The 26876-nt window shown below is 69.0% G+C and carries 22 protein-coding genes; 6 read left to right on the top strand and 16 right to left on the bottom strand.

Going from position 1 to position 26876, the window contains the following annotated elements:
- Positions 1–120: 120 nt before the first annotated feature.
- A complete protein-coding gene (locus N536_RS0136565; RefSeq protein WP_029118146.1) occupies positions 121–2922 on the bottom strand; it encodes a helix-turn-helix transcriptional regulator in 2802 nt (933 codons plus the stop codon).
- 163 nt (positions 2923–3085) lie between these two features.
- On the opposite strand from N536_RS0136565, the gene N536_RS0136560 reads away from it, so the two are divergent.
- Complete coding sequence (locus N536_RS0136560) at positions 3086–3844, top strand: SDR family oxidoreductase (RefSeq protein WP_029118145.1); 759 nt, start codon at positions 3086–3088, stop codon at positions 3842–3844.
- Here N536_RS0136560 and N536_RS0136555 read toward each other — a convergent pair whose 3' ends face one another.
- The 8 genes from N536_RS0136555 to N536_RS0136520 all read right to left on the bottom strand — a co-directional run bounded on the left by N536_RS0136555 (position 3845) and on the right by N536_RS0136520 (position 11361).
- Positions 3845–4765: an SAM-dependent methyltransferase gene (locus N536_RS0136555; protein ID WP_029118144.1), complete on the bottom strand. Its 921-nt coding sequence runs from the start codon at positions 4763–4765 to the stop codon at positions 3845–3847. It abuts the gene before it with no gap.
- Entirely contained in the window at positions 4752–5096 is a 345-nt protein-coding gene (gene mnhG, locus N536_RS0136550; RefSeq protein ID WP_029118143.1) for a monovalent cation/H(+) antiporter subunit G, read from the bottom strand. Before mnhG ends, N536_RS0136555 begins: the two co-directional genes overlap by 14 nt.
- Complete coding sequence (locus N536_RS0136545) at positions 5093–5374, bottom strand: monovalent cation/H+ antiporter complex subunit F (RefSeq protein WP_029118142.1); 282 nt, start codon at positions 5372–5374, stop codon at positions 5093–5095. Before N536_RS0136545 ends, mnhG begins: the two co-directional genes overlap by 4 nt.
- Positions 5371–5910, bottom strand: a complete 540-nt coding sequence (locus tag N536_RS0136540; protein WP_029118141.1) for a Na+/H+ antiporter subunit E — start codon at positions 5908–5910, stop codon at positions 5371–5373. Before N536_RS0136540 ends, N536_RS0136545 begins: the two co-directional genes overlap by 4 nt.
- Entirely contained in the window at positions 5907–7514 is a 1608-nt protein-coding gene (locus N536_RS0136535; RefSeq protein WP_029118140.1) for a Na+/H+ antiporter subunit D, read from the bottom strand. The genes N536_RS0136540 and N536_RS0136535 overlap by 4 nt, the downstream gene beginning before the upstream one ends.
- Complete coding sequence (locus tag N536_RS0136530; RefSeq protein ID WP_029118139.1) at positions 7511–7981, bottom strand: Na(+)/H(+) antiporter subunit C; 471 nt, start codon at positions 7979–7981, stop codon at positions 7511–7513. Before N536_RS0136530 ends, N536_RS0136535 begins: the two co-directional genes overlap by 4 nt.
- Entirely contained in the window at positions 7978–10848 is a 2871-nt protein-coding gene (locus N536_RS0136525; RefSeq protein WP_029118138.1) for a Na+/H+ antiporter subunit A, read from the bottom strand. Before N536_RS0136525 ends, N536_RS0136530 begins: the two co-directional genes overlap by 4 nt.
- Before the next feature lie 84 nt (positions 10849–10932).
- Positions 10933–11361, bottom strand: a complete 429-nt coding sequence (locus N536_RS0136520; protein WP_029118137.1) for a DUF1707 domain-containing protein — start codon at positions 11359–11361, stop codon at positions 10933–10935.
- 158 nt (positions 11362–11519) lie between these two features.
- Between N536_RS0136520 and N536_RS0136515 the strand changes: the two genes are divergently transcribed.
- The gene (locus N536_RS0136515) at positions 11520–12572 is read left to right on the top strand and encodes a methyltransferase domain-containing protein (protein ID WP_029118136.1); all 1053 of its coding nucleotides are present in this window, start codon (positions 11520–11522) and stop codon (positions 12570–12572) included.
- Between the two features lie 127 nt (positions 12573–12699).
- On the opposite strand, the gene N536_RS0136510 is transcribed toward N536_RS0136515, so the two are convergent.
- From N536_RS0136510 to N536_RS0136490, 5 genes are read right to left on the bottom strand one after another with little or no spacing between them, the layout of a single operon-like run.
- A complete protein-coding gene (locus tag N536_RS0136510; RefSeq protein ID WP_029118135.1) occupies positions 12700–14907 on the bottom strand; it encodes an AAA family ATPase in 2208 nt (735 codons plus the stop codon).
- Positions 14904–15722 (bottom strand): phosphatidylcholine/phosphatidylserine synthase, encoded by an 819-nt coding sequence (locus N536_RS0136505; protein ID WP_051575036.1) that lies wholly within the window; start codon positions 15720–15722, stop codon positions 14904–14906. Before N536_RS0136505 ends, N536_RS0136510 begins: the two co-directional genes overlap by 4 nt.
- 35 nt (positions 15723–15757) lie before the next feature.
- On the bottom strand, positions 15758–16474 hold the full coding sequence (locus N536_RS0136500) for a phosphatidylserine decarboxylase (RefSeq protein WP_029118133.1): 717 nt from the start codon (positions 16472–16474) through the stop codon (positions 15758–15760).
- A 41-nt stretch (positions 16475–16515) separates the two neighbouring features.
- Complete coding sequence (gene glp / locus N536_RS0136495) at positions 16516–17709, bottom strand: gephyrin-like molybdotransferase Glp (protein WP_029118132.1); 1194 nt, start codon at positions 17707–17709, stop codon at positions 16516–16518.
- A gap of 3 nt (positions 17710–17712) precedes the next feature.
- A complete protein-coding gene (locus N536_RS0136490) occupies positions 17713–18636 on the bottom strand; it encodes an SDR family NAD(P)-dependent oxidoreductase (RefSeq protein ID WP_036438985.1) in 924 nt (307 codons plus the stop codon).
- On the opposite strand from N536_RS0136490, the gene N536_RS0136485 reads away from it, so the two are divergent.
- Together N536_RS0136485 and N536_RS0136480 are read left to right on the top strand one after the other, a co-directional pair.
- Positions 18635–19144, top strand: a complete 510-nt coding sequence (locus N536_RS0136485; protein ID WP_155948884.1) for a PH domain-containing protein — start codon at positions 18635–18637, stop codon at positions 19142–19144. The genes N536_RS0136490 and N536_RS0136485 overlap by 2 nt on opposite strands.
- A 35-nt stretch (positions 19145–19179) precedes the next feature.
- The gene (locus N536_RS0136480) at positions 19180–20613 is read left to right on the top strand and encodes a PH domain-containing protein (RefSeq protein ID WP_155948890.1); all 1434 of its coding nucleotides are present in this window, start codon (positions 19180–19182) and stop codon (positions 20611–20613) included.
- Here N536_RS0136480 and N536_RS0136475 read toward each other — a convergent pair.
- Complete coding sequence (locus N536_RS0136475) at positions 20597–21505, bottom strand: SDR family NAD(P)-dependent oxidoreductase (RefSeq protein ID WP_029118128.1); 909 nt, start codon at positions 21503–21505, stop codon at positions 20597–20599. The two genes, N536_RS0136480 and N536_RS0136475, sit on opposite strands and share 17 nt — an antisense overlap.
- A gap of 72 nt (positions 21506–21577) precedes the next feature.
- Here N536_RS0136475 and N536_RS0136470 point away from each other — a divergent pair, with 72 nt between their 5' ends.
- Entirely contained in the window at positions 21578–22390 is an 813-nt protein-coding gene (locus N536_RS0136470; protein WP_029118127.1) for an HAD-IIA family hydrolase, read from the top strand.
- Between the two features lie 21 nt (positions 22391–22411).
- Here N536_RS0136470 and N536_RS0136465 read toward each other — a convergent pair whose 3' ends face one another.
- On the bottom strand, positions 22412–24103 hold the full coding sequence (locus tag N536_RS0136465; protein ID WP_029118126.1) for a DEAD/DEAH box helicase: 1692 nt from the start codon (positions 24101–24103) through the stop codon (positions 22412–22414).
- 184 nt (positions 24104–24287) lie between these two features.
- On the opposite strand from N536_RS0136465, the gene N536_RS0136460 reads away from it, so the two are divergent.
- Positions 24288–26840 carry an excinuclease ABC subunit UvrA gene (locus tag N536_RS0136460; RefSeq protein WP_036438946.1) on the top strand — a complete coding sequence of 851 codons (2553 nt, stop codon included), beginning with the start codon at positions 24288–24290 and terminating at the stop codon, positions 26838–26840.
- Positions 26841–26876 lie beyond the last annotated feature (36 nt).

The following is a 26876-nucleotide window of genomic DNA, read 5'->3' as shown; positions in this document are numbered from 1 at the left end:
GCGTCTGATCAGAAGGACCTTGCTGATTCGCCCCATCTGACTGGGCTGGTCCGATCATGAATGGTAACGAGTGGCGCGCAGGTCCGGGAAATCAGTTGACGAACGTCACCGTCTCGTCGGTTAGCTCGCCCACGACACGGTGCGCAGCTGCCTACGCGAGGTGATGCCGAGCTTGACGAAGACCTTCCGCAGGTGCCACTCGACGGTGTGGGTGCTGATGAACAGCTGCGCACCGATCTCCTGATTGGTCAGCCCATCGCCGGCGAGCCTGGCGATCTGCGCCTCTTGTGCGGTCAGCTCGTCACCCGTGCCTGCCGACTGCTTTCGGACCTTCTCGCCGGTGGCCACCAGCTCCCGGCGGGCCCGTTCAGCGAAGGCGTCGGCACCCATCCGGGTGAACATCTCATAGGCCTCGCTGAGCTGTCTGCGGGCATCGGTCCGCCGGTTCACCCGGCGCAGCCATTCGCCGTAACACAACTTGGCCCGCGCGAGGTGAACGACGACGCGGGTGCGCTCAAGGCGTTCGACGGCTTCGGTGAACAGCTGCTCCGCGTGGTCGTCATCGGCGAGGAGCGCTTGCGCATTCGCCAAAGCACCCAGCCCCCAATCGGTTCCGCTGGCGCCCGCACTTTCGTGCAGCTGCGCGACGGCCCGCGTGGCGGCTTCCCGGTCACCCGTGTGTGCCGCCGCTTCGACCAGTTCGAGGAGGCACCGGCCGTAGAAGCCGAGGTCCTCGTATCGGCAAGCGTCGGAAGCCGACGCGAATGCCTCCTCGTATCGGGCGAGGCCGTTGTACAGGATCGCGCCGGCGTATCCGGTCAGGCCGAGCAGCCGGCCCTCGCCTTTGGCGATTCCGTCGGCGGCGGCCGCCTCGATCGCCGCAACCGCGTCGGACGGATTTCCGCGCCACGCGGCGAGCAACACGGAGTGGTATCGCACCGGCGCGACGGGGTCCGTGGCCGCGGTGATCGAGTTCGCCTCTTCGATGAGTGTTGCTGCCATGGCGAATTCGCCTGCCCAGATGTGGACGCCGGCCCGGTAGACGAGCGCTCGGGGAAGGCCGGCCAGCGCGCCGGCTTCACGCGTCTGCCGCACCGCGGCGGTGGAGAGTCGCAGTGTGATCGATTCATCCCACAACTCGTGTGCGGATGGTTCCTGCAAGACCGGGAAGGCCGGCAACTCCGTCCACCGCCGCACCTGGCCGTCGTTCGACTGCGCAAGCTCGCACATCAGGTCCAAGGCGACGCGCAGCGGACCGGCCCCCGCGCTGAAACCGCCCGTGATCCGTTCGGCGATGCCCTTCAAGAGCATGTCGACCGCACGCGGCAGCACGGGTGCACGGCTCATCGCGGCGCGCGCCGCCTCGGCGGCAGCCTCCAGGCTGCCGGGTGGTCCGAGCCGACCGGCGTAGATGATCACCGCGAGCGCCTCGAGATACGTCTCGCGAGAGGCGTAGTCGTCGAGGTCTTCGAGAAGCTTGGCGGCAGCGAGGAGAGCGGGAGCCGTTTCGCTCAGCTGGCGCGCGCCGCGGCCGCCTGCCCGGCTACGGGCGAACTCCATCTGGGCGCGCAACCGAACTACCTGAGTCCGCTGGAGCTCGGACAGCGGTGCGAGTTCGGCCATGGCGAGGAGTTCGTAGGCCGCCGCGGGAGCGGCTGCGTCCCGTTTGGCCTTTGCGGCCGCGATCGCCCGAACGCCGCGGAGTGCTGGATCCGACGTCAATACGGTCGCGCGCTCCAAGAACGCCGCCGCCGCAGCGATTCCGCCCCTGCTCTGGGCTCGGTCGGCTGAAGCTTCCAGCTCGGCGGCCACCGCATCGTCGGGACCCGCCGCGGCACTGGCGGCATGCCAGGCGCGACGGTCGGGGTCGGACTGCGGATCGATGGCGTCGGCCAGCGCCCGGTGTATCGCCCTGCGTTCGGTCAGGTCGGCCGCGCGGTACGCGGCCGAGCGCATGAGCGGATGGTGGAAGCGCATGCGGGGTCCGAACTCGAGCACTCCTGCGGCCTCGGCCGGCCCCAGTGCGTCGATGGGGATGCCCAGTTGCGCCGCGGTTCGCAGGAACAATGCGGCGTCGCCAACCGGCTCGGCCGCCGCGACGAGCAGCAACCGTTGCGTCGGCTCCGGCAACGACCGAATGCGGCGCACGAAGCCCTCTTCGATCTCTCCCGCCGATGATCGCCCACCCGCATTCCAGAACCCGCCGGCCAACTCGGCCGCGGAGACGTTGCGTGGAACTTCGAGGAGCGCAAGTGGATTGCCACGCGTCTCCGCCACGATGCGGTCGCGCACCCGCGGGTCGATCCCGCCGACCATCACCGACTCCAGCAGCCCCCGGGCATCGCCGTCGGACAAGCCGCCGATCCGCAATTCCGGCAGGCCGGCCAGCACCTCGCTGTCGCCGTCGTCGCGCACCCCGAACACGAGGGCAACGGGTTCGGCCATCAGACGCCGTGCCACGAAGGCCAGCGTCTGCACGGACACCTGGTCCAGCCACTGTGCGTCGTCGATGACGCACAGCAAGGGCTCATCGTTGGCGGCGGCGGCCAGCAGGCTCAGCACCGCGAGGCCGACCAGGAAGCGGTCCGGGGTAGGGCCGATTCCGCGGCCGAAGGCAACCGCCAACGCTTCGCGCTGCGGCTCGGGCAATTCGTCTTCGTGATCCATGAGCGGCGCGCACAGCTGCTGCAGGCCGGCGAATGCGAGTTCCATGTCGGACTGAACGCCAGTCACCTGAATGGAGCTGAATCCCGTCGCCACCGCCGATGCGTATCCGAGCAATGCGGTCTTGCCGACACCCGCCTCACCGCGCAGCACCAGCACCTGGCAACGACCGGATCGGACGGTCGAGATCAGGCCCCGAAGCGTCTCGCACTCGTTCGCGCGACCGCGGAGACGTTCCCCCCGAAGCTGGAACGACATGGGTGTTGACCATACCGGTTGGGTCCGAGTGAGTCCGCTCACGCCGACGGCAAGGGCATTGCTGGGCGCGGCCGACGGTCACCAATCTCCGCGACCGGGATGAATCCACGGCAGCGTGTCCGTTCTGGCGGGCGGGAAGCTGCCACACCAAGAAAGGCTCGTCATGAGAATCGTCGTCATCGGGGGAACCGGCCTCGTCGGATCAAAGTTGGTGCGCGGCTTGACCGAACACGGGCACGACGCCGTCGCCGCTTCTCCCTCGACCGGTGTGAACACTGTGACGGGGAAGGGGCTGCCCGACGTCCTGGCCGGGGCACAGGCGGTCGTCGACGTGTCGAACTCGCCGTCGATCGAGGAGGACGCGGCGACGGAGTTCTTCGTCACGTCGACCAAAAATCTCCTGGCGGCCGGAGCCGAAGCCGGTGTGGCGCACCATGTTGCGTTGTCGGTCGTCGGCACCGAGCGGCTGGCTCGGGAGAGCGGCTACTCCCGGGCGAAGCTGGCACAGGAGGAGCTCGTCAGCGCAGGACCGATTCCCTACTCGATCGTGCACGCGACGCAGTTCTTCGAGTTCCTCAAGGTCATTGCCGATTCAGCCACCGAAGGCGACACGGTGCGGCTGCCGTCCAAGCTCATTCAGCCGATGGCGGCGGCGGACGTCGCCGAGGCGGTCGCCATTGCCGCGGTGAATGCCCCGGTGAACGGGATCATGGAAGTGGGTGGGCCGGAGCAGTTCCGCCTCCCCGACCTCATCAGGACGGCGCTGACCGCCCGCGGCGACGCCCGCCGGGTCGTTGCCGACCCAGCCGCACGGTACGCGGGCGTCGCCATCGATGAGCGCACGCTGGTTCCCGGTGACGGAGCGACGCTGTTCGACATCCGGTTCGAGGACTGGATCCTCGAAACCGCTGCCAAGGCATGACTAGGGGCCGGCGAGCCTGCGGCCCTCGACGAACACGCTGCGACGGTCCTGCATGTCGTCCGCCAGCTCACGCTTGTGCCGGACAACTACCTCGGCCGCCGGAAGGTTGGTGACCTCCCAGCCGCGGTCGCGCAACCAGTCGGCGACGTCGGCGCGCGGTTCGGCGAAGAACAGCTCGGTAGCGTCGGGGATGTCGTGGCCGGCTTGGGCGGCCTCCTCGCGCATCTCCCGCACCGCGGCACGGATCTGTTGTTGGTAGTCCTCGTCGAAGTAGCCGGGGCCGAACGCTTCCACCGCGATTCGGCTGTCGACCGCACTGAGCTGCTGCACGCGCTCGAACAGCAGGTCCTGGCCGTCCGCCGGGAGATAGGGCAGCAGTCCCTCGGCCAACCACGCCGTCGGCTGCGACGGATCGAAACCGTTGTCCCGCAATGCCGTTGGCCAGTCCTCGCGCAGGTCGATTGGGACTTCGACGACGCGTGCCGCCGGCTGCGCATCGTGCGCCCGCAACGTCTCGGCCTTGAACTGGAGCACCTTCGGCTGGTCGATCTCGTACACCACGGTGTCGGTCACCCACGGCAGGCGCCAGGCGCGGGCGTCCAGGCCGGCGGCGAGGATGACCACCTGGACGAGCCCCGCGGCACCCGCGGCGATGAAGTAGTCGTCGAAGTGCTTCGTCCGCGCGGCCGCGTAGGCCCAGACCATGCGCATCCGCGCAGGCAGCTTCGAGACGTCCGTGTCGGGGATCGGTGGTTGCCACCCGCGCTCGATCGCCGCGTCGACGAACCACTGCGCGTACGGGTCGTCGAACAAGCGGCAGCAGTCATCTCGGGTTTCAGCCGCCCGCGCCATTGCCACGCCCAGAGCGGTGGCACCGACGCTCTCGGTGATGTCCCAGGTGTCGTCGTCAGTTCTCGTCATACTCGGCCATCTCGTCGCGGGTCAGCAGGTCGTCACGGAAACTCTGTTCCCGGTATGCGAGTTGGCCAACCCGGTTGGCCACGACGGGCGCGGTGATGACGGTGAACAGGCCGGCGAGGATGAGCATGCCCACGTCGGCGTGACCACGCAGCCGGATCGCCGCGCCGACGAGCACCAGCAGCAGGCCGAGCACCTGCGGCTTGGTGGCGGCATGCATCCGCGACAGCGTGTCGGGAAACCGCACCACGCCGATGGCCGCGGTGAGGGCCAGTATCGATCCGGAGAGCACCAGCACGGCGGCCAGGACGTCGAGGACGCCGGCGGCGGTCACTGGGGTGTCCCGTCGTCGCGGTCGGTGTCGCGCACCCGGAAGCGGGCCACGCTGACCGAACCGACGAAGCTGATCAGCGCCAGCGCGGTGAGGCTGTAGGTCACCGTGGTGTCCAGGCTGTAGGCGGCCCAAGTGCCGATCGCGCACATCGTCACGGCTACGAAGGTGTCGAGCGCGACCAACCTGTCGAGCGTGCCGGGGCCCGCGAGGAGCCGGAACATCGTGATCGCGGCGGCAGCGGAGAGCAGTACGGCGGCGATGACCCAAACGGTATTCACGGTGCGGCCTCCTCCCTCTCCGGCGACGGCCGCCAATCCGCGCCTCGCTCGAACGACGCGATCAGCAGGCGCTCGAGCACCGCGACCTGGTGGTAGAACCGCGCCACCGCGCGCTCAGATCCCACGTCGATGACGTGGACGTAGATCATCCTGCGGGTCTGGTCGATCTCGAGCACGATCGAACCCGGGATGAGGGTGATGACGCTGACCGCCAACGCCAGCACCAGATCCGACTTGATCGCGAGGTGAGCACGCAACACTGCGGTGCGCGGTGGTGGTCCAGGTTTGACCGCCAGCCACGCCAATTGTGCTGAAGACAGCACCAGATACCACGCCACCTGAACGACGAGCCGGAGCAGCGACAGCACGTGCAGGCGGCCCTCGACGGGGACCGCGGGCAGCGGCAGAAGCAGCGTGATCACCAGTGCGATGGCGAGTCCGGTCACTGCGTTCGCCGCGGAAACGGTGCCCCACAAGAACATCCAGACCATCGTGAGCCAGCACAGCACCCACACGCGCAGCAGGGTCCGCCTCATCGGTGCTGGTCACCCCCCAACACGGCCGAGATGTACTGGCCCCTGTCGAGGACTTCGTCGGCCGCGCGCTCGGCGTACCCGAAGATCGGGCCTGCCAACACGGTCAGGGTGAGGCCCACGGCGATCAGCGCGCCCGTCGGCAACACCATGCCGATCGGCATCCGGCCCACGTCGTCGCGCTCCGAATAGGTGACGTCGTCCTCCGAATCGTCGAGCAACGCCGACGGCGTCGCGGCCGAAAGCGCACCCTCCGGCGCGTCGGATCGCGGCCGCCAGAACGCCTTCGTCCATACCCTCGCCATCACGTACAGGGTCAGCAGACTCGTCGCGACGCTGCCCCCGACCAGAAGCCAGGCCAGCACCGAGCCGTCCCGAGTGCCCGCCTCCAACAGCGCCACCTTGCCGATGAACCCCGAGAACGGCGGTATGCCACCGAGGTTCAGTGCGGGCACGAAGAAGACCAGCGCCAGCACCGGGCTGGCGGCGGCCAGCCCGCCGAGCCGCTGCAGGGTCGACGCGCCTGCCTGGCGTTCGATCAGCCCGACCACCAGGAACAGCGTGGTCTGCACCACGATGTGGTGTGCCACGTAGTAGATGGCACCCGCCATGCCGAGCGCGCTGGACAGCGAAATGCCGAACACCATGTAGCCGATGTGGCTGACCAGGGTGAAGGACAGCAGCCGCTTGATGTCGTTCTGCGCCATGGCGCCCAGAATGCCGACGATCATCGTCAGCAGCGCCGCGACGAGCAGGATGCGGTCCATGGCGCCGCCGGGGAACAGCAGCGAATGTGCCCGGATGATCGCGTACACACCGACTTTGGTCAGCAGGCCGGCGAACACCGCAGTGACCGGTGCGGGCGCCGTGGGGTAGGAGTCCGGTAGCCACGTCGACAGCGGGAACACCGCAGCCTTGATGCCGAACGCGACCATCAGCACGGCGAACAGCGCACCGCGGGTTCCTGCGGGGATGTCGGCGAGCCGAACCGACAACTCCGCCATGTTGAGGGTGCCGGTCGCCGCGTAGATCAACGCGATGCCGATCAGGAAGATCAGCGACGAGACCATCGACACCATGACGTAGGCGATCCCCGCGCGTACCCGTTCGGTGCTGGCGCCGATGGTCAGCAGCACGAAGCTCGCGGCCAGCAGCACTTCGAAGCCGACGAACAGGTTGAACAAGTCGCCGGCCAGGAACGCCGTGCACACGCCCGCCGACAACACCAGGTAGGTGGGCAGGAAGATCGAAACGGGCTGGCGTTCGTCGCCGTCCCGGATGCCCTGTCCGATGGCGTAGAACACCACCGCCAACAGCACGATCGACGACACGATCAGCATCAGTGCCGACAGCCGATCCACCACCAGGGTGATGCCGAGCGGACCCATGCCGGGCACGGTCTGCCCCCATCCGCCGACGTGCACCGCGATGGTGCCGTCGCGGTCGGCGAAGTGCAGCAGCGCCGCGCATACCCCGACCACGGACGTCAGTGCGACGAGCGTGATGACGCGCTGCAACCGCGGCCTGCGGCCGGCGAACAACGTCGCCGCCGCCGCGAGCGTCGGGATCAGCACGGTCAGCGGGGTGAGCACCGCCGCGGCCGTCATCGGGACCCCTCGTGGCCGGGCAGCGCGTCGAGTTCGTCGGGTTCGTCGGTGTCCTTTGCGCGGTCGGCCTTCGGAACGTCCTCTTCGAGTAGGTCGGCCTCAAGCGCCGACAGTTGTGCGACCCTGGCGTCCTCGGCGTCGTTGGCGATCTCCTCGGCGCGCGACAGTCGGTAGGACCGGTAGGTCAAGGCCAGCACGAACGCCGCGATGCCCATGGTGATGACGATCGCGGTGAGGATCATGCCCTGGGCCAACGGATCGGCGGTGGTGGTCTTGCCGTCGCTGATCCGGCCGCGCACGGGCGGGTTGCCCGACGGCCCGCTGACCGTGAGGATCAGCAGGTTGACGGCGTTGCCGATGAGCAACAGCCCCAACAGCATTCGCGTCAGGTTGCGTTCCAGCAGCAGGTAGACGCCCGTGCTGGTGAGGCCGCCGATGAGGAGCAGCGGAACCAGGTTGGCCGTCATGGGGCCACCCGGTGCAGCCGCGCCATCTCGACGTCGACGCGCGCTCCGAGGCTACGTAGCACGTCGAGCACCAGGCCCACCACGATCAGGTAGACGCCGAGGTCGAAGAACAGTGCGGTGACGAACTTGACCGAGCCGAGCACCGGGACGTCGAACTGGATCAGCGCCGACGACAGCACGGGGGCGCCGACCAGCAGTGACGTGACGGCGGTTCCCGCCGACAGCGCCAGGCCCGCGCCCAGCACCTTGCCCGCGTCCAGGGGCAGCGCCTCGCCGAGTTCGTAGCGGCCGCCTGCCAGGTAGCGCAAGACCAGGGCGAGCCCGGCGGTCAGGCCGCCGGCGAAGCCGCCGCCGGGAGTGTTGTGACCCGCGAAGAAGAAGTACGCCGACAGCACCATGATGAGCGGGAAGATGATCCGGGTGGCGACCTCGAGCACCAGCGACCGGTACCGCGGATCACGTAGTTCGCTGCCGCGCAGCCACGTGATCTCGCCGACGGCAGGACTGGTCGGGAGCACCGGGATCCGGCCGATATCGGGCTGCCCGGCATCGCTGACGCGCGGGGCGGTGCCAAACCGCCTGTGCCGGAAGACCATCGAGGCCACACCCGTCGCAGCCACCAGTAACACCGAGATCTCTCCCATGGTGTCCCACGCGCGGATGTCGACGAGCAGCACGTTGACCGTGTTCGACCCGTGCCCCCTGTAGTAGGCCGCGTCGGGCAGCAGGTCGGCGATGGGCGTCGTGGTGCGCGCGGACATCGCGAACACCGCGAGTGCCGTGACACTGCCGCCGACCGCAAGGGCCAGCAACGCCCGCGGCAGCCGGTGCTGTCGCATCTTGACGGCGTCCGCTTCGGCGGGCAGCGTGCGGAGCACCAACACGAACACCACCAATGTCAGTGTCTCGACCAGGAATTGGGTGAGGGCCAGATCGGGTGCGCCGTGGAACACGAAGATGGCGCCGCAGCCGTAGCCGGTGACGCCGACCAACAGCACTGCGGCCAGCCGGTTGCGCAGGACGGTTGCGCTGAGCGCGGCGGCAAGGATGATCAGTCCGACCACTACCAGCAGCGGTGAGTCCCACAGCTGGAGCTGCGGCCGATCGCGGGCGCCCAGCACCAACATCGCGATGGGCAGCAGGACGAGCATCGACAGGATCGCCGACTGCGTTGCCGGAATCGAGCCGCGCTGCGTCAGAGAGGTCAGCCGCACCGCGAAGACGTCGGCGCCGCGGATCACTGCGTCGTAGATGCGGTCGGCATTGCCGAGCGGCAGGTAGCCCACCCGGACGCGGCGCAGCCGGGTGCGTGCGAAGAACGCCGCGATGCCCACGGCGAGCACCAGAGCCGACAGCGCCAGCGGCGCAGTCACGCCGTGCCACAGCGCCAGGTGATAGCCCGCGCCGCCCGGCACGGTGTCGGCGTAGCCGTCGAGCACCTGGTCGAGGCCGGTCGGCCAGACACCGAACAGCAGGCCAGCGGTCGCCAGGATGCCGGGGGCGACCAGGAAAGAGGCTGGCGGCCTGTGCATTTCGGCCACCCGCTGACTCGGCGTGGACCGTCCCTTGCGCGCGAACGCGCCGTATAGGAAGCGCAGGCTGTAGATGGTGGTGAAGACCGAACCGAACACCACGCCGCCGAGCACGAACGGCGCGGCCGCACCGAGCGACGCACTGTGCGCGAGTGTCTCGAAGTCCGCTTCCTTCGCGACGAACCCGAGGAACGGCGGCAGCGCGGCCATGCTGGCGGTCGCGGCAGCGGCGACGACGAACAGCGGCCGGTGCCGTCGGCCCAACCACGCGAGCCGGCGGATGTCGCGGGTGCCGGTGGCGTGGTCGATGATGCCGACGACCATGAACAGTGCGGCCTTGAACATGGCGTGCGCGCACAACATCGCCAGGCCCGCCAGCATCAGATCGCCGCCACCGGTGCCGACCATGAGCGTGATCAGACCGAGTTGGCTGACGGTGCCGAACGCCAGGATCAGCTTGAGGTCGTATTCGCGTACGGCTCGCCAACCGGCGAGCAGCATCGTCAGCAGGCCGAGGGTCACCACGATCGGGCGCCACGGGGGAGAGTCGGCGAACCCGGGTGTCATCCGGGCCACCAGGTAGACGCCCGCCTTCACCATGGCCGCCGCGTGCAGATAGGCGCTGACCGGCGTCGGTGCGGCCATCGCGCCCGGCAGCCAGAAGTGCATGGGCACGATTGCCGACTTGGACAGCGCGCCGACCAACACCAGCACGACGGCGACCGACACGAGCTGGCCCGACGGCGGGTCGGCGATCAGCTCGGACAACAGGTAGGTGCCGGACGTCGTGCCGAGGATGACGATGCCGACCAACATCGCCAGCCCGCCCGCGGTCGTGACCAGCAGTGCCTGGGTGGCCGCCCGCCGGCTGGTGGCGCGTTCGGCGTAGTGGCCGACCAGCAGGAACGACAACACCGTGGTCAGTTCCCAGAACAGGTAGAGCAGCAGCATGTTGTCGCTCACCACCAGGCCGAACATGGCGCCGGAGAAGGCGACGAGCTCGGCGGCGAAGCTGGGCAGGCGCTTCTCGGTGTGGCCGTCGTGGTGGTGGAAGTACTCGGCGCAGTACAACAGCACCAGAGCGCCGATGCCGAGCACCAGCACGCTCATGATCGCGGCGAGCGCGTCGAACCGAAGTGTGATGTTCATCGACAGCTCGGGCACCCAGTCGACGTCGACGCGATGGTCGCCACGTCCCGGCCAGTTCTGGATCACCCACACCAATGAGCCGAGCGGTACGAGTGCCAGCGGATAGAACGCTTGCCGTCCCCAACGGTGCACGAGCACCGGCGCGACCACGGCGGCGACCGCGTGCGCAACGAGGATGGCGAGCATGGCACTCCGTATCGAGCGGGGTGTCAGCCGTCTGAGTATTTGGCTGGCTTTGTCTCAGGCCAGTTTACGGGTCGGGTGCTCGGGCTACCGCCGCGTGGCCATGCGCACCGGGATGGCGTGACCAAGCACACCGATGCCCGCGCCGAGGATGGGCCAGACCGGCCAGAAGTACCAGGCACCCGCCGACAGAGCGACGGCCAGCCACACCGTGAGCACGATGACGACCATCAGGAGGTAGGCGGCGAGGTGCAGGCGCACCGACATCCGCGCCGCCCGTTGGCGAGCGGCGCGCCTGCGCGGGTCGCTACGGCGCAGATATCCCACGGGCAGGTCAGCCAAGAGTTGGCGCAGTTCCGCGTTGGTCTGCGCGGCGAAGGCAGTCTGCACGCGGCGTTCGTATTCGGCCATGTCGAGGTAGCCCTGAGCAAGGGCCTGCCCTAGGTAGTTGGCGGTGGTCTCCCGGTCGCGGTCACCGGCGCGGACGGCGGTTGGCTGCTGAGCAAGAGTGGTCATGTCGGGCTCCGATCTTGACGCTGCCTAGTTTCGATAGTCCTACTGTGACATGTCGATTTCGGAGTGTCAACGGTTCGGGTTGAATGCTTGGCCGCCCTCGCTGAGGGCTAGATGGCCAAACCGCGATAACTGGCCGCCGTCGCGCTCACGATGGGGCCATGGCTGTCGACGAAAACAAGCTCAACGAATTCCTTGGCAAGGCCGTCGGTGATCTCGGGGCCGCGATGAGTGCGACGCTGATCCTCGTCGGCGACCGCCTCGGGTTGTACCGCGAACTGGCGAAGGGCCCGCTGACGCCCGGCGAACTGGCGCAGCGCACCGGCACCAACGAACGCTATGTCCGCGAATGGCTCGGCAATCAGGGCGCCGGGGGATACGTGGACTTCGACGCGTCATCCGGGGAGTGGTCACTGAGCCCCGAACAGGCGCTGTGTCTCACCGACCCGAACGGCCCGGTCGACATGCCCGGTGCTTACAACATCGTCGAAGCGACCTTTCACGCGCTCGGGCAGACGCTCGACAACTTCAAGTCCGGGGCGGGCATGGAGTGGGGCGAACACCACCCGTGCCTGTTCGAGGGCACCGAGCGCTTCTTCCGCGCCGGCTACAACGTCAGCCTGATCGACTCCTGGCTTCCCGCGCTCGACGGCGTCGTCGAGAAACTGAAGAGCGGCGCCAAGGTTGCCGACGTCGGATGTGGGCACGGCGCCAGCACGATCCTGATGGCGAAGACCTACCCGAACTCGGAGTTCATCGGTTACGACTACCACGACGAGTCGATCGACGTGGCAGGCAAGAAGGCCGCGGCGGCCGGTGCGTCGAACGCACGCTTCGAGGTCGCGGACGCAGTTGGCTACGGCGGCAAGGGATTCGACCTCATCGCGTTCTTCGACTGCCTGCACGACATGGGCGATCCGGTCAGTGTGTCTCGGCACGCGCGCCAGGCGATCAACGACGACGGCACGGCCATGATCGTGGAACCCTTCGCCAACGATCGGATCGAGGACAACCTGAACCCGGTGGGCCGGGTGATGTACGGCGCGTCGACGCAGATCTGCGTCCCAGTCTCGCTGGCACGCAACGGTCCTGCGCTCGGCGCTCAGGCCGGTGAAGCGCGACTGCGCGAAGTGGTGGTCGACGGCGGCGGCTTCCGCCGGTTCCGGCGGGCCACCGAAACACCGTTCAACCTCGTCCTCGAGGCCCGCCCGTAACTAGTGCTTCAACGGAACCCATGGGTCTTTCCGGTCCTATGGGCCATTTCCACGCCACGGTCGTTGGTTCACCCGCATCGGCACCCATCAACGACCCTGGTGTCGAAAACGCCCATAGGGCCGCGAATCACCTGTTCTCGGAGAACGCCCGAAGCGCCTCCACCTGCACGGGGTCCAGCGACGGCCGCACCGTCGCCCTGGCCTTCTCGACGTCGGCCGCGGTGACGTCGGCGGCGTCGATCGACCGCCGCATCGCGGTCAGCGCGGATTCGCGCAACAGCGCCACGCAGTCGGCGGCGCTGTAGCCGTCCAGATCGTCGGCGATCTCGTCGAGGTTCACCTCGGGACCCAACGGGATCGACTTGCCCGACGTGCGCAGGATCTCGCGGCGCGCCTGCGCGTCGGGCGGCTCCACGAACACCAACTTCTCCAGCCGGCCCGGCCGCAGCAGCGCGGGGTCGATCAGATCGGGCCGGTTGGTGGCGCCGAGCACGACGACGTCCCGCAGCGGGTCGATGCCGTCGAGTTCGGTGAGCAGAGCGGCCACAACGCGGTCGGTCACCCCCGAATCGAAGCTCTGGCCCCGTCGAGGCGCGAGCGCGTCGATCTCGTCGAGGAACACCAGCGATGGCGCGGAATCACGGGCGCGCCTGAACAATTCGCGTACGGCCTTCTCCGACGAACCGACCCACTTGTCCATCAGCTCAGCGCCCTTGACGGCGTGCACCGACAGCCGGCCGGTGCTGGCGAGCGCCCGCACCACGAACGTCTTGCCGCAGCCCGGCGGGCCGTACAGCAACACGCCCCGCGGAGGTTCGACGCCGAGGCGGGCGAACGTGTCGGGATGCTGCAGCGGCCACAGCACCGCCTCGGTGAGGGCCTGCTTGGTCTCGACCATGTCGCCAACGTCGTCCAGCGTCACCGATCCGACGGCGACCTCCTCGGTCGCCGAGCGGGACAGCGGGCGGATCACGGACAGTGCGCCGGTGAAGTCGTCCTGCGTCAGTGCGGGTGGCTTGCCGTCGGCGCTCGCACGGGCAGCTGCGCGAAGTGCGGCCTCGCGAACCAGCGCCGCAAGGTCGGCGACCACGAAACCTGGTGTGCGCTGGCCGATCTCGTCGAGCTGAAGACCCTCGGCAGGGACCCCGCGCAGCAGCACCTCGAGCAACGCCGTGCGGGTGGCACCGTCGGGCAGGCTCATGCCGAGCTCGCGATCGCACACGTCGGGTGCCCGCAGCCGGGCGTCGACGGCGTCCGGCACCGCCGACGTCGCGATGAACGCCACTCCCGGCGTCGCTACGGCGGCACGGAGTTCGGCGAGGATCAGCGTTGCGACGGGCTCCGCGGTAGCCGGCAACAGCGCGTCGACGTCGGTGATGAGCAGCACGCCGCCGCCGTCGCGAACCGTGGCGACCGCCGACGACACACTGGCCAGTCGTTCCTCGGCGCGTAGCGCCCCGACCTCGGGGCCGTCCAACTCGACCAGTCGCCGCGCGGCGCATACCGTGCGTACCAGCGCGGCCTTGCCCACTCCTGCAGGCCCCGACACCAGCACGCCGAGATTGGGCTTGGCGCCCAACGTTTCGAGGAGTTTGGGTTCATCCAGGGCGAGCTTCAGCCATTCGGTGAGGCGGCCGGCCTGAACGTGGGCACCCTTGAGATCGTCGATCGGAATCGACGGGCCGGCCGGTGTCACCGTCGGCGTGCTCACGGTGTGCTGGGCGGTCGTGGGCTGCGCCGTCAGTTCCGTCCCGTCACCCCACGAGACCAGCGAATTCGGTTGCACGCTAACCGGGCCGGCCGGGTCGGTGCCGGTCACGGTGAGCAGCTCCGAGGTCCAGGTGATGCCGACCGACGATGCCAGCGCGGCGGTGGCCGCCGAGGTGGACGTCCCCGGGCCGAGGTCGCGGGGCAGCAACGACACGGTGTCACCGACCGTCATCACCTTGCCCAGCAACGCCATTCGCAACGTGGCCGGCGACACCGACTGAGTGGCCAGCCGGGAGCCCGTCAGCGTCACCGACTTCGCGCCGTACACCGTCACGGGCGCCACGATCACCGTGGTGTTCTCCCGCAGACCGGCGTTCGACAACGTGACGTCGTCGAGCAGGGCCGTGCCCGCGGGAACGTCGGGGCCTGCGATGCCCGCCACCGCCGCCGTGGTGCGGGCACCGGTCAGTGAGATCGCGTCCCACTCCCGGATGCCAAGCGCTGCAATCGCTTCCGGGTGAAGACGGACGACGCCGCGGCGTGAATCCGTGGCCGACGTGTTGAGTCGGGCCGTCAACCTGAGGTGGGACAGCGGCGGATCGTCGGTCGCCTCGAGCTGTGTCATGCGCCGGGCTTGCGCAGTCCGAGCCGGGTCATCGAGCGACGGTTCGGCTGCGCCCGGCGGATGGCCCTGCGTGCGGCGCGGCGCTGTTGCGGTTTGACGTCCCACGTCTCGGGGCGGGCAGCCACCCAGCGCTGGCTGCGGATGGTGAACGGAATGATGCAGACGTAGCCGACGATGATCAACAGGACCAGCACGTAGGGAAACAGCAACAGGCCTGCCGCCGCGAGCGCGACGAGGATCAACAGGATGGGCGCGGCGTTCGTCGGGACCGAGATCGCCTTGAGCGCCAGTGTGGGCACCCGGCTGACGAGCAGCGCCGAGTTGGCGGCCAGCCACAGGCAGACGAACCACTGCGACGTCCACCAGCCCTCGCCGAACTGCAGTAGCGCGGCCAGTGGACCGATCGTGCCGACAGCGCCACACGGCGCGGGCATGCCGGTGAAGAATTCGCGGGTGTAGGCGGGCCTGGTGTCGTCGTCGAGCAGCGCATTGAACCTGGCCAGTCGAAGCACGATGCACACCGCGTAGAGCAGCACGAAGATCCAGCCGACCGGCGAGTCCGGCAGCAGCGTCACGTAGATGACGAGCGCGGGCGCCACACCGAAGTTGACGGCGTCGGCGAGCGAATCGATCTCGGCGCCCATCCTGGACTGCGCGTCGAGTGCGCGCGCGATGCCGCCGTCGATGCCGTCCAAAACGGCGGCCGCGCCGATCAGCGCGAGCGCGATGTGCGGCCGGTCGTCCAAGGCGAACTTGATCGACGTCAGGCCCGCGCAGATGGCCAGCACTGTGGTGGCGCTGGGCAGGATGCGCATTGCCCGGGGGCGGTTCCGGTTGCCACCGGGCTTGGTCACGGCAACTCCGCCAGCGGGGTTTCCCCACCGATGGCACGCTGACCGAGCTCGACGAGCACCTTCGCGTCGGCGGGGAAGTAGGTGTCCAACCGCGAGCCGAACCGGATCAGACCGTAGGTCTCACCGAGCGCGAGACGGTCGCCCTCGTGCGTCGAGCAGACGATCCGGCGGGCGATCAGACCCGCGATCTGAACCGCGACCACGTCGACGCCGTCCGGCGTGCGGATCCACACCCCGTTGCGCTCGTTCTCGGCGCTGGCCGTGTCCTTGTCGGCCGACTGGAACTGGCCGGGGCGGTGTTTGACCGCGACGACCTCGCCGGCGATGGGCGCCCGCTGTACGTGCGCGTCGAAGATCGACAGGAAGATGCTGACCCGTGCCATCGGGACGTCGGGCAGCCCCAGCTCGGCAGGGGGCGTGGCCTCGTCGATCAGCGTCACCAGGCCGTCGGCGGGGGCGACGACGAGACCGGGGCGCGTCGGAGGGACGCGCGGCGGGTGACGGAAGAACGTCGCGCACGCGGCAGCGGCGCTCAGCCCGGTGTTTCGCACCCAGCGGTGGCGGCGGCCCACGACGGCAAGACCCAGGCCGCCTGCGATGAACGGGAACCCAGCGCTATGGACCGGCGGCACCGTCGACTTGACGAGGTCGATCAGTCGTGAGATCTCGGATTGGTGGTCGTAAACGGCGGGTGGTCGCGCTGGTCTGGCCATGGCGACTCGATAATACGTATGGAGGCGCCGGTCCGTGACGCCTAGTCCAGCACCCAGACCCGCACCGGCGAACCGGCAGGCAGTTCGACGACGTCTTCATCGATCTCGAGCAGGCAGTTGGCCGACGCCAGCCAGCGCAGGTGATGCGACGCCGGGGGGCCGTAGCTGGTGACCGTGCCCTTTTCGGGATCGAGCACACCGCGGCGGAACTGACGCTTACCGCCTGGCGAGCGCAGCGACTCGGTGAGTTCGGCGGTGATGCGCGGGCGCTCGGGATGCGGGAGCCCCATCGCCGCGCGCAACGGGCCACGGATGAAGACCTCGAACGACACCAGCGCACTGACCGGGTTGCCGGGCAGCGTGATGATCGGCGTCCCGGATGTGCTTCCCGCGCCCTGCGGCATGCCGGGCTGCATCGCGACCTTTACGAACTCCACTTCCCCGCCGAGGGAGTCCTTGACCACCTCGTAGGCGCCCGCACTCACGCCGCCGGTGGTGATGATCAGGTCGGCGTCCGCCGCGTGCCGCGCGAGGGTGGCGCGGAAGGTTGCCACGTCGTCGCCGGTCATCGGGGAGGCGACCACCTCGGCGCCTGCGTCGCGCGTTGCGGCGGTCAGCATGACGGCGTTCGACTCGTAGATCTGGCCGGGTTGCAGCGGAGTGCCGGGTGCCACCAGTTCCGTTCCCGTCGACATCACCAGAACCCGTTGCCGTGGAATGACATTCAGCTCGCCGAGGCCGAGCGCCGCCGCCAGCCCGAGTGCGGCGGGCGTGAGCAACTGACCCGCCTGCAGCACGGTGGTGCCTGCGGTGACGTCCTCGCCGGCACGGCGGACGTGCTGTCCGGGTGTGACACTCGCCCGGATGCTGACGGTGTCGGTGGCGCCGTCGGTGGCTTCGACGGGGATCACCGCCGTCGCGCCCGACGGGAGCGGCGCGCCGGTCATGATCCGGTGCGCGGTGCCCGCCACCAAAGTCAGCGGGTCGGTGCGGCCCGCCGGAATATCTTCGGCGACAGGCAGTTTCACCGGATGTTCCTCCGACGCATCCGCGATGTCCTCGGCGACGACGGCATATCCGTCCATGGCCGAGTTGTCGAAGCCGGGCAGGGACAGCGGTGCCACGATGTCGGCGGCCAGGACGAGGCCGAGAGCGTCGCCGATGGCGACGGTGACGGCGGGCCGCGGGGTGATCAGACCGGCGACGACGCGCTGGTGCTCCTCGACGGACCTCACCAGCTACACCGGATAGCTGACGCCGGTGAGCTCTTCAGACACGGTCCAGAGCCTGCGCTGGATGTCTTCGTCATGCGACTGCGCGCTGGAGGAGACCAACTTCGGATGCCCGCGCAGCTCACGGAAACCGTCGGGACCGTAGTACTGCCCACCGGTCGCCTGCACGTCCGTCGCGGCACGCAGCGTGGCGAGCGCACCCATGGCGGGACTGTTGGTGACAAGCCCAGCGACCTGGCTGAAACCGGGGAGACCGGATCCGGGGATGTGGCGCATCAGCTCGGTGTTGGACAGCCCGGGGTGGGCGGCGACCACGATGGTCGGCGCACCCTTCGCTTCGAGACGACGTTGCAGCTCGTATCCGAACATCAGATTGGCCAGCTTGGATTGGCCGTACGCGGCGACGCGGTTGTAGCTGCGCTCCCACTGGAGGTCATCGAAGTGGATGGCGGCCTGGATCCGGTGCGCGATGCTTCCGACGACGACCACCCGCGAACCCTCCACGGGCAGCAGCTGCTCCAGCAGCAGCCCGGTCAGCGCGAAGTGGCCCAGATGGTTGGTGCCGAACTGCAGCTCGAAGCCGTCCTTGGTGTTCTGCTTCGGCGGGTACATCACGCCGGCGTTGTTGATCAGCAGGTCGATTCGCGGGTAGGCCGTCTTCAGCTCCTCGGCGGCCGTCCGGACCGACTGCAGCGAGCCGAGATCCAGCGGCTGCACCACCACGTCGGCGCGGGGAGTGGCGCCGGTGATGCGGGCGGCGGCGGCCTTGCCTTTCGCGGTGTCGCGCACGGCCAGTACGACGCGCGCCCCCCGAGCGGCGAGTACCAGCGCGGTCTCGTAGCCCAGGCCGGTGTTCGAGCCAGTGACGATGGCGACCCGACCCGACTGATCGGGCACGTCCGAGGCCTTCCACTTGCTGTTCGAGGTCATGAGCAAGACCATACTCAGAGCTGTGCTGACCCTCGACGACCCGGCGAATCCGCCCAGCCGGAAGGCTCCGCTGGTGTGGGCCATCGCGGCGGCCATCCCGTGGGCGCTGCTCGCAACGGCGCAAGTGGTGTGGTTCGTGCTGGACTCGCGGATGGGCTGGTTGCACGCCGTCGCCGCCGCACTGACCGCACTCGGTGTCGTGACGTTCGTCGTGGTGGCCCCGTTGTGGCGGTACCGCGTGCACCGCTGGGAGATCGGCCCGCAGGCCGTCTACACCCGATCCGGGTGGTGGGTGCAGGAGCGCCGCATCGCGCCGATCTCGCGGGTGCAGACCGTCGACACGCACCGCGGCCCGCTCGATCGGCTGTTCGGCCTCGCTGACGTCACCGTGACCACCGCGTCGTCGGCGGGAGCGGTCCGCATCGTCGCGCTGGATTCCGACGTGGCCGACGAGATCGCCGCCCGCCTGACCGACATCGCCTCGATCGGCGATCGGGACGCGACGTGACGGCTCCCGCACAGTGGCGCCGGCTGAGTCCACGGATGCTGCTGGTTCACCCGGTGCACGAAATCGTCCGCCAGATCCCGCTTCTGATCGGCTCCGTGGTCCTGGGTTCTGCGACGGGTAATCCGGTGTTCCTGATCGCGGCACTGGCGCTGATGATCGTGTTCGGCATGGCCCGATGGTTCACCACCACGTACCGCATCGACGCCGAGCAGATCCAGCGGCGCGCAGGCGTGCTGCAGCGCACCGTCTTGTCGGTGCCGCGCAACAGGATTCGATCCGTGTCGACCGACGCGCGGGTGCTGCACCGGCTGCTCGGTCTGACCGTCGTCAAGGTCAGCACCGGCCAGGAGGCCAAGGGTGACGCCGGGTTCGTGCTCGATGCCGTCCGCTCCGACGACGTGGCCGAGCTGCGCGCGATCCTGCTCGCCGACTCGCAGGCGCCCGACGTCGAGCAGGTTCGCCCCGAGCGGGTGCTGGCACGGTGGCAGCCGTCGTGGTTGCGCTACAGCCCGCTCAGCTTCACCGGACTGGCCATGATCGTCGCCGCCGTCGGTGTGGTCTACCAGACGGGAGCGGTTGCCGCGCTGGAAGATTCGCCGCTCGCCCGCCAGGGGCTGGACACCGCCCAGCGGCTCGGCATCGTCATGACCGTGGTGGTGACGGTGCTGGGGGTGCTGATCCTCGCGGTCCTGCTCTCGGTCGCCCGGTCGCTGGTCACGTTCGGCAACCTGGTGCTGTCGCGCCGCGACGAATCGAACGGTGGCGTACTGCATCTCGAACACGGCCTGCTCCGCGTGCGGGAACACACCTTCGACATGCGCCGCCTGCGCGGTGGCACGCTGCGGGAACCGTTGTTGGTACGGGCGTTCGGCGGCGCGCGTCTCGACGCAGTCATGACCGGCGTCGACGGGTCCGGCGAGGCATCGCTGTTGTTACCGCCGTGTCCCGCCGCCACGGCCGAGGCGGTGTTGACGGAATTGATCGGCCGATCGGACGTGGTGCGCGGCGAACTGCGCCGCCACGGTGCGGTCGCCACCCGCAGGCGCTGGACGCGGGCCCTAATGTTTCCCGCGCTTCTCGGCATCGGTTTGGCGGCGACGACAAGCGTGGTCGCGGTGCCGCCGTGGGTCTGGGTGGGGTTGGGCGTACTCGTCGCGGCGGCCGTCTTCGTCGCCGCGGACCGGGCCCGCGCGTTGGGCCACCGGGTCGGCGACGGATGGCTGGTGGCCCGGTCCGGCAGCCTCGACCGGCGCCGCGATTGCCTTGCCGCCGCGGGCATCATCGGCTGGACTGCACGCCAAACCTTGTTTCAGCGCCGCGCCGGAGTGGCGACGCTGATCGCGGCAACGCCCGCGGGGGTGAAGGGCTACCGCGTGCTGGACGTGCCCGCGGAACTCGCGTGGTCGATCGCCGCCGCCGCCTCGCCGTGGGTCGCCGACAATGACTGGGCGATTACACCGGGTAGGTGACGCCGGTGAGTTCCTCGGACACACTCCACAGCCGACGCTGCACGGCGGCATCGTGCGACTTCTTGTTCGACTCAACGAGTTTCGGGTAGCCACGCTGCTCGGCGAAACCGTCGGGGCCGTAGTACTGCGCGTTGCGGACGCCGGGATCGGTGGCGGCGCGCAGCGTCGGTAGCGCCCCCATGGCCGGGGTCTGGGCGAACAGCGACCAAGCCGTTTCGGCGGCGGGCCGCAACCATCCTGGCCAGTTGCGGGTGAGCTCGGTCTTGGAACCGCCAGGGTGGGCGGCGACCGCGATGGTGTTCGTGCCGTCGAGGCGGCGGGCCAGTTCGTACATGAACAGCAGGTTGGCCAGCTTGGACTGCCCGTACGCGGCGATCCGGTTGTAGTGCCGTTCGGACTGCAGGTCGTCGAAGTTGATCTTGGCCAGCCGATGGCCCTGGCTGCTGATCGTCACTACCCGCGATCCCTCGACCGGCAGCAGATGGTCGAGCAGCAGCCCGGTCAGCGCGAAGTGGCCGAGGTGGTTGGTGCCGAACTGCAGCTCGAAGCCGTCCTTCGTCGTCCCCTTGGGCGTCTGCATGACACCGGCGTTGTTGACCAGGAGGTCGATCCGCGGGTGCGCGGCCTTCAGTTCGGCTGCCGCGGCGCGGATGTCGTCGAGTGACGTCAGGTCCAACGGCTGCAGCGAGACGTTCGCGCCAGGCTTGTTCGACGTGATCCGCGACACGGCCTCGCGGCCCTTGTCGAGGCTGCGTACCGCGAGGACGACGTGCGCGCCCTTGCCCGCGAGCACGGCCGCGGCTTCGTAGCCGATACCGGTGTTTGCGCCGGTGATGACGGCGACGCGGCCGGTCTGGTCCGGTACGTCGGCAGCCGTCCAGTCGGTGATCATGTTCGCACCCTATCCAAACGCGTAACCAGGGTCCGAGTTGCGCTGAAACATTTGCCGTTTACTGTCGGCAGCATGGCTATCGGTGGAGTGCTGTTCGACATCGACGGCGTCCTGGTGACCTCGTGGCAGGCCATCCCCGGCGCCGCCGAGACGTTGCGCGTGCTCGCGGACAACCAGATTGCACGGACGTATCTCACCAACACGACGACTCGCACGCGCCGTCAGATCGCGGGGCTGCTCACCGACGCGGGCATGGACGTCAGTGCCGACGAAGTGATTACCGCGGCGGTGCTGACCGCCGGCTACGTCAGGGACCGTTACCCGGACGCGCGTTGCTTCCTGGTCAACAGCGGCCAGATCGGTGAGGACATGCCGGGCGTCGACGTCGTCTACGCCAGCGAGGTCGGCGACGCAGTGCCGGAAACACCGGACGTGGTCCTGCTGGGCGGAGCGGGACCGGAGTACGACCACGTCACGCTCAGCCGCGTCTACGACTGGATGGCGCAGGGCGTGCCCGTCGTCGCGATGCACCGCAGCACGGCATGGAACACCACCGAGGGACTGCGCATCGACACCGGGATGTACCTGATCGGCATGGAGGAGACCTCGGGTCGCAAGGCCACCGCCGTCGGCAAGCCGGCGCCCGAGGGTTTCCTGGCCTCGGCCAGCAGGCTCGGCGTGGATCCCGAGGAGATGTACATGGTCGGCGACGACCTCAACAACGACGTGCTGGCTGCGCAGGTGGTCGGCATGACCGGGGTGCTGGTGCGGACAGGCAAGTTCCGCCAGGACACGCTGGACCGTTGGGCCGCAGACGAATTCGCGATGCAGCCCAATCACGTCATCGACTCGGTCGCCGACCTTCCGGAGTTGCTGGGCCTCTGAGGGTGCCGCGCGATGAGAGCCCTAGGTCTTCAGCGAGCGGACCGCTTCGATGCGCGCGGCTAGTTGTTCGGAATTCGCGGCCGCCACGACGGGCCCTCCGCAGATCCTGCGCAGCTCGTTGTGAATCCAGCCGTGCGGCTTGCCGGTGCGGTGGTGGGCGAGTGTCACCAGGGCGTTGAGCTCGCGACGAAGATCGCGCAGCTGGCCGTGCGTCGTGGACACCACCGGCACCGTGCCGCCGGCCGCGGTGCGCCTGTCGAGTTGCTCTTCTTGCCTGCGCCGCAACAGATCCCGCATCTGGGCGGCGTCCAGTAGTCCGGGAATGCCGAGATAGTCGGCCTCCTCGTCGCTGCCCGCCGGGGTCGCGGTGCCGAACGACGACCCGTCGAAGATCACCTGATCCAACTCGGCGTCCGCGCCGAGCATCTCGAACCCGTTGTCCATCTCACTGGGCTCGGACTTCTTCTTCTCGACATACTCATCGAACTCGTCGCCCTGCGACTCCCGATGCGGCTTGCCGAGCACGTGGTTGCGCTGCGCCTCCATCTCACTGGCCAGCTGAAGCAGCGACGGCACCGACGGCAGGAAGATGCTGGCGGTCTCGCCCGGCCGGCGCGACCGCACGAACCGGCCGATCGCCTGGGCGAAGAACAGGGGAGTCGACGCGCTGGTGGCGTACACGCCGACCGCCAGCCGCGGCACGTCGACACCTTCGGACACCATGCGGACCGCGACCAGCCAGCGGCTGGTGCCCCGCGAGAACGTCGTGATCCGGTCGGATGAGCCGGGGTCGTCGGACAGCACCACCGTCGGCACCTCGCCGGTGATCTCGGTCAGCAACCCGGCGTAGGCCCGGGCCGCCGTCTGATCGGAGGCGATGATCATGCCGCCCGCGTCGGGCACGTGCTGGCGCTTCTGCGTCAGCCGGGTGTCGGCCGCGGCGATCACCGCGGGCATCCAATCGCCGGTGGGGTCCAACGTGGTCCGCCAGGCGCGGGCCGTCTGTTCGGCGTTGAGCGGTTCGCCGAGCCGGGCCGCGTGCTCCTCGCCTGCGCTGTCCCGCCAGCGCGCCTCACCGGAGTAGGCCAGGAACACGACGGGACGCACCACGCCGTCGGCAAGCGCGTCGGCATAGCCATAGGTGTGGTCGGCCTGCGAGCGCTCGAGGCCGTCCGGCCCCCGCTCGTAGGTGACGAACGGGATCGCGCTGTCGTCGCTGCGGAACGGCGTCCCGGTCAGGGACAGCCGGCGGGTGGCGTCGTCGAACGCCTCGCGGATTGCCTCGCCCCAGCTCTTGGCGTCGCCGCCGTGGTGGATCTCGTCGAAGATGACCAGCGTCCGGCGGTTCTCGGTGCGCACCCGGTGCCGGCCCGGATGGCTGGCCACCTGTGCGTAGGTGACCACGACGCCGTGGTACTCGTCGGAGTTCTGCGCCGACGAGTTGCTGAACTTCGGGTCGAGGGACATGCCGACGCCGGCCGCTGCCTGCGCCCACTGGACCTTGAGGTGTTCGGTGGGGACGACGACGGTGACGCGCTCGACGGTGCCGTCGGCCAGCAACTCGCCCGCGATGCGCAGCGCAAACGTGGTCTTGCCCGATCCGGGCGTCGCGACGGCGAGGAAGTCCCGCGGCCGGACAGCAAGATACCGCACCATTGCCCGACGCTGCCAGCCCCGCAAAGCCTGGGTGCTGGGCGCTGTGTAAGCCCGCACCCAAAGACTCCTATCTGGTCGAAGGGCAGTCTAGGGCAAGGGGTTCCGGCTGTGCATCTCTACTCGGCGTGTCCCGTGACTGAGCGCTTGGGACGGCGTGTCGGCACTCGGGCGACGCGCCCGACAGTTCATTTGGGCACCCTTGATCGACCTCTGAGCCAATGCCGGCGAGCAAACGCGCACAATGGCCGCGCACAATGGCGAGGTGCTCCCGCCGCGCGCCGAAGACGTCGACCCCTTCGTTCGCGTCTTCGGCACCCGGGTGCACAACCTACGCGGGGTCGACGTCGCCGCCCCGCGCGACGCACTGGTCGCGTTCACCGGGATCTCGGGCTCCGGCAAGTCGTCGCTGGCCTTCGGGACCATCTACGCCGAGGCGCAGCGCCGGTACTTCGAGTCCGTCGCCCCTTACGCCCGCAGGCTGCTGCTGCCCACCGGCGCTCCCAAGGTGGACGACATCACCGGACTGCCGCCCGCCGTGGCGCTGCAGCAGCGCCGTGGGACGGCGTCGTCGCGGTCGTCGGTCGGCACGGTCACGACCCTGTCGAACTTGTTGCGGATGCTCTTCTCGCGGGCGGGGACGTTTCCGAAGGGCTTCACCGAGCGGCTCGACTCCGACTCGTTCTCGCCGAACACCGCCGTCGGCGCGTGTCCGGAATGCCACGGCCTTGGCCGGATCCACCGGGTCACCGAGGAGACGCTCGTTCCCGACCCGTCGCTGACCATCCGCGAGGGCGCCGTCGCCGCATGGCCGGGCGCCTGGCAGGGGCAGAACCTGCGCGACATCCTCATCACGCTCGGCTACGACATCGACAAGCCGTGGCGCAAACTGCCGAAGCGGCAACGCAATTGGATCCTGTTCACCGAGGAGCAGCCGACGGTCGAGATCCACCCGGACCGTCACAACGTGACAGCCGACTACACCTACAACGGCACCTTCTCCAGCGCCGAGCGGCACGTTCGGCACACGCTCGCGAACTCGCAGAGCGCGATGATGCGTAGGCGGGTGCTGAAGTACGTCGACAGCGTCGATTGCCCGGTCTGCGACGGCTCCGGACTGCGCCCGGAGGCCCTCGCCGTCACGTTCGCCGGCCGCAACATCGCCGAGTACGTGGCGATGCCGCTCACCGACCTCGCCGACGCGCTTCGGCCCGCTGCGATGCGTACCGACTTCGAGGCCGCGTACGAGTCCACCGAGTCGGGCGAGTTGACCGAGGTCGCGACGATGATCGCCGCCGACCTGGTGGCCCGCATCCAGGTGCTCGTCGACCTCGGGCTCGGCTACCTGACCCTGAACCGTCGCACCCCCACGGTGTCGCCGGGCGAACTGCAACGCCTGCGACTGGCCACCCAGCTCCGCGCGGGCCTCTTCGGGGTCCTCTACGTTCTCGACGAGCCGTCGGCGGGCCTGCACCCGGCCGACGCCGAGCCCTTGCTCGACGTGCTCGATCGACTTCGGCGGGCGGGTAACTCGCTGTTCGTCGTCGAACACGACATGGACGTGGTGCGCCGCGCCGACTGGATCGTCGACGTCGGGCCCGGCGCAGGCGAACTCGGTGGTGAGGTGCTCTACAGCGGGCCGGTGCCCGGCCTGGCCGACGTGGCCACGTCCGTCACCCGCGACTATCTGTTCGGTGACCAAGCGCCCGCCGCCCGCTCGCCGCGTCAGCCGTCGGGCATCTTGGCGTTGCGGGGCATCCGCTTCCACAACCTGCGCGACCTCGACGTCGACATCCCGCTCGGCGCGTACACCGCGGTCACGGGGGTGTCCGGCTCCGGCAAGTCGACGCTGGTCTACAAGGTGCTCGGCGACGTCGTCACGCGGCAATTGGGCGGCGGCGCAATCGACGCGGAGGCCGATGGCGACGACGGCGACACCGAGGTCGTCGACCTCGATCACGACGCCAGCATCGGCGTCACGGCAGAGGGAGTCGATCGGATCGACCGGCTGGTCGCCGTCGATCAGCGTCCGATCGGCCGCACACCGCGCTCGACGTTGGCGACCTACACCGGACTGTTCGACGGCGTCCGGCGCGTCTTCGCCGCGACCCCGGCGGCCAAGCGGCGACGGTGGACCGCGGGCCGGTTCTCCTTCAACGTCGCCGACGGCCGCTGTCCCACCTGCCAGGGCGAGGGCTTCGTGTCGGTGGAGCTGCTGTTCCTGCCGGGCACGTACGGCTCCTGCCCGACGTGCCACGGCGCCCGCTACAACGACGACACCCTCAAGGTGCGCTACCGCGACCGCACCATCGCCGACGTGCTCGCGATGACCGTCGACGAGGCGTCGGGTTTCTTCGCCGACGTCGCGGGCGTCGCGCGGAGCCTGTCGACGCTGCAGGAGGTCGGGCTGGGCTATCTGCGCCTCGGGCAACCCGCGACCGAGCTCTCCGGCGGGGAGGCCCAGCGCATCAAGCTGGCGTCCGAGCTGCAGCGCCCCCGACGTGGGCACACCCTCTACGTCCTCGACGAACCCACCACCGGACTGCATCCCGCCGACGTCGATCTGCTCGATCGACAGCTGCACCGTCTCGTCGACGCGGGCAACACCGTCGTGGTGGCCGAGCACGACATGCGGTTGGTGGCGGGGTCGGACTGGGTCATCGACCTCGGGCCCGGGGCTGGCGATGCAGGCGGTCGCGTCGTGGCGGCTGGGACTCCGGCCGAGGTGGCCCGGATCGCCGAGAGCCGCACGGCGCCATACCTGGCTGCGCGGCTCCCCGGTTACTCGAAGGAATGACCCAGGGATTTGCCAACTGGCTTGCCTAGCGTTCGC

The sequence above is a fragment of the Mycobacterium sp. URHB0044 genome, assembly GCF_000620625.1.
Taxonomy (GTDB): Bacteria; Actinomycetota; Actinomycetes; order Mycobacteriales; family Mycobacteriaceae; genus Mycobacterium.
Note: the sequence above shows the minus strand (reverse complement) of the source record. Positions and strands in the feature narration are given on the sequence as shown.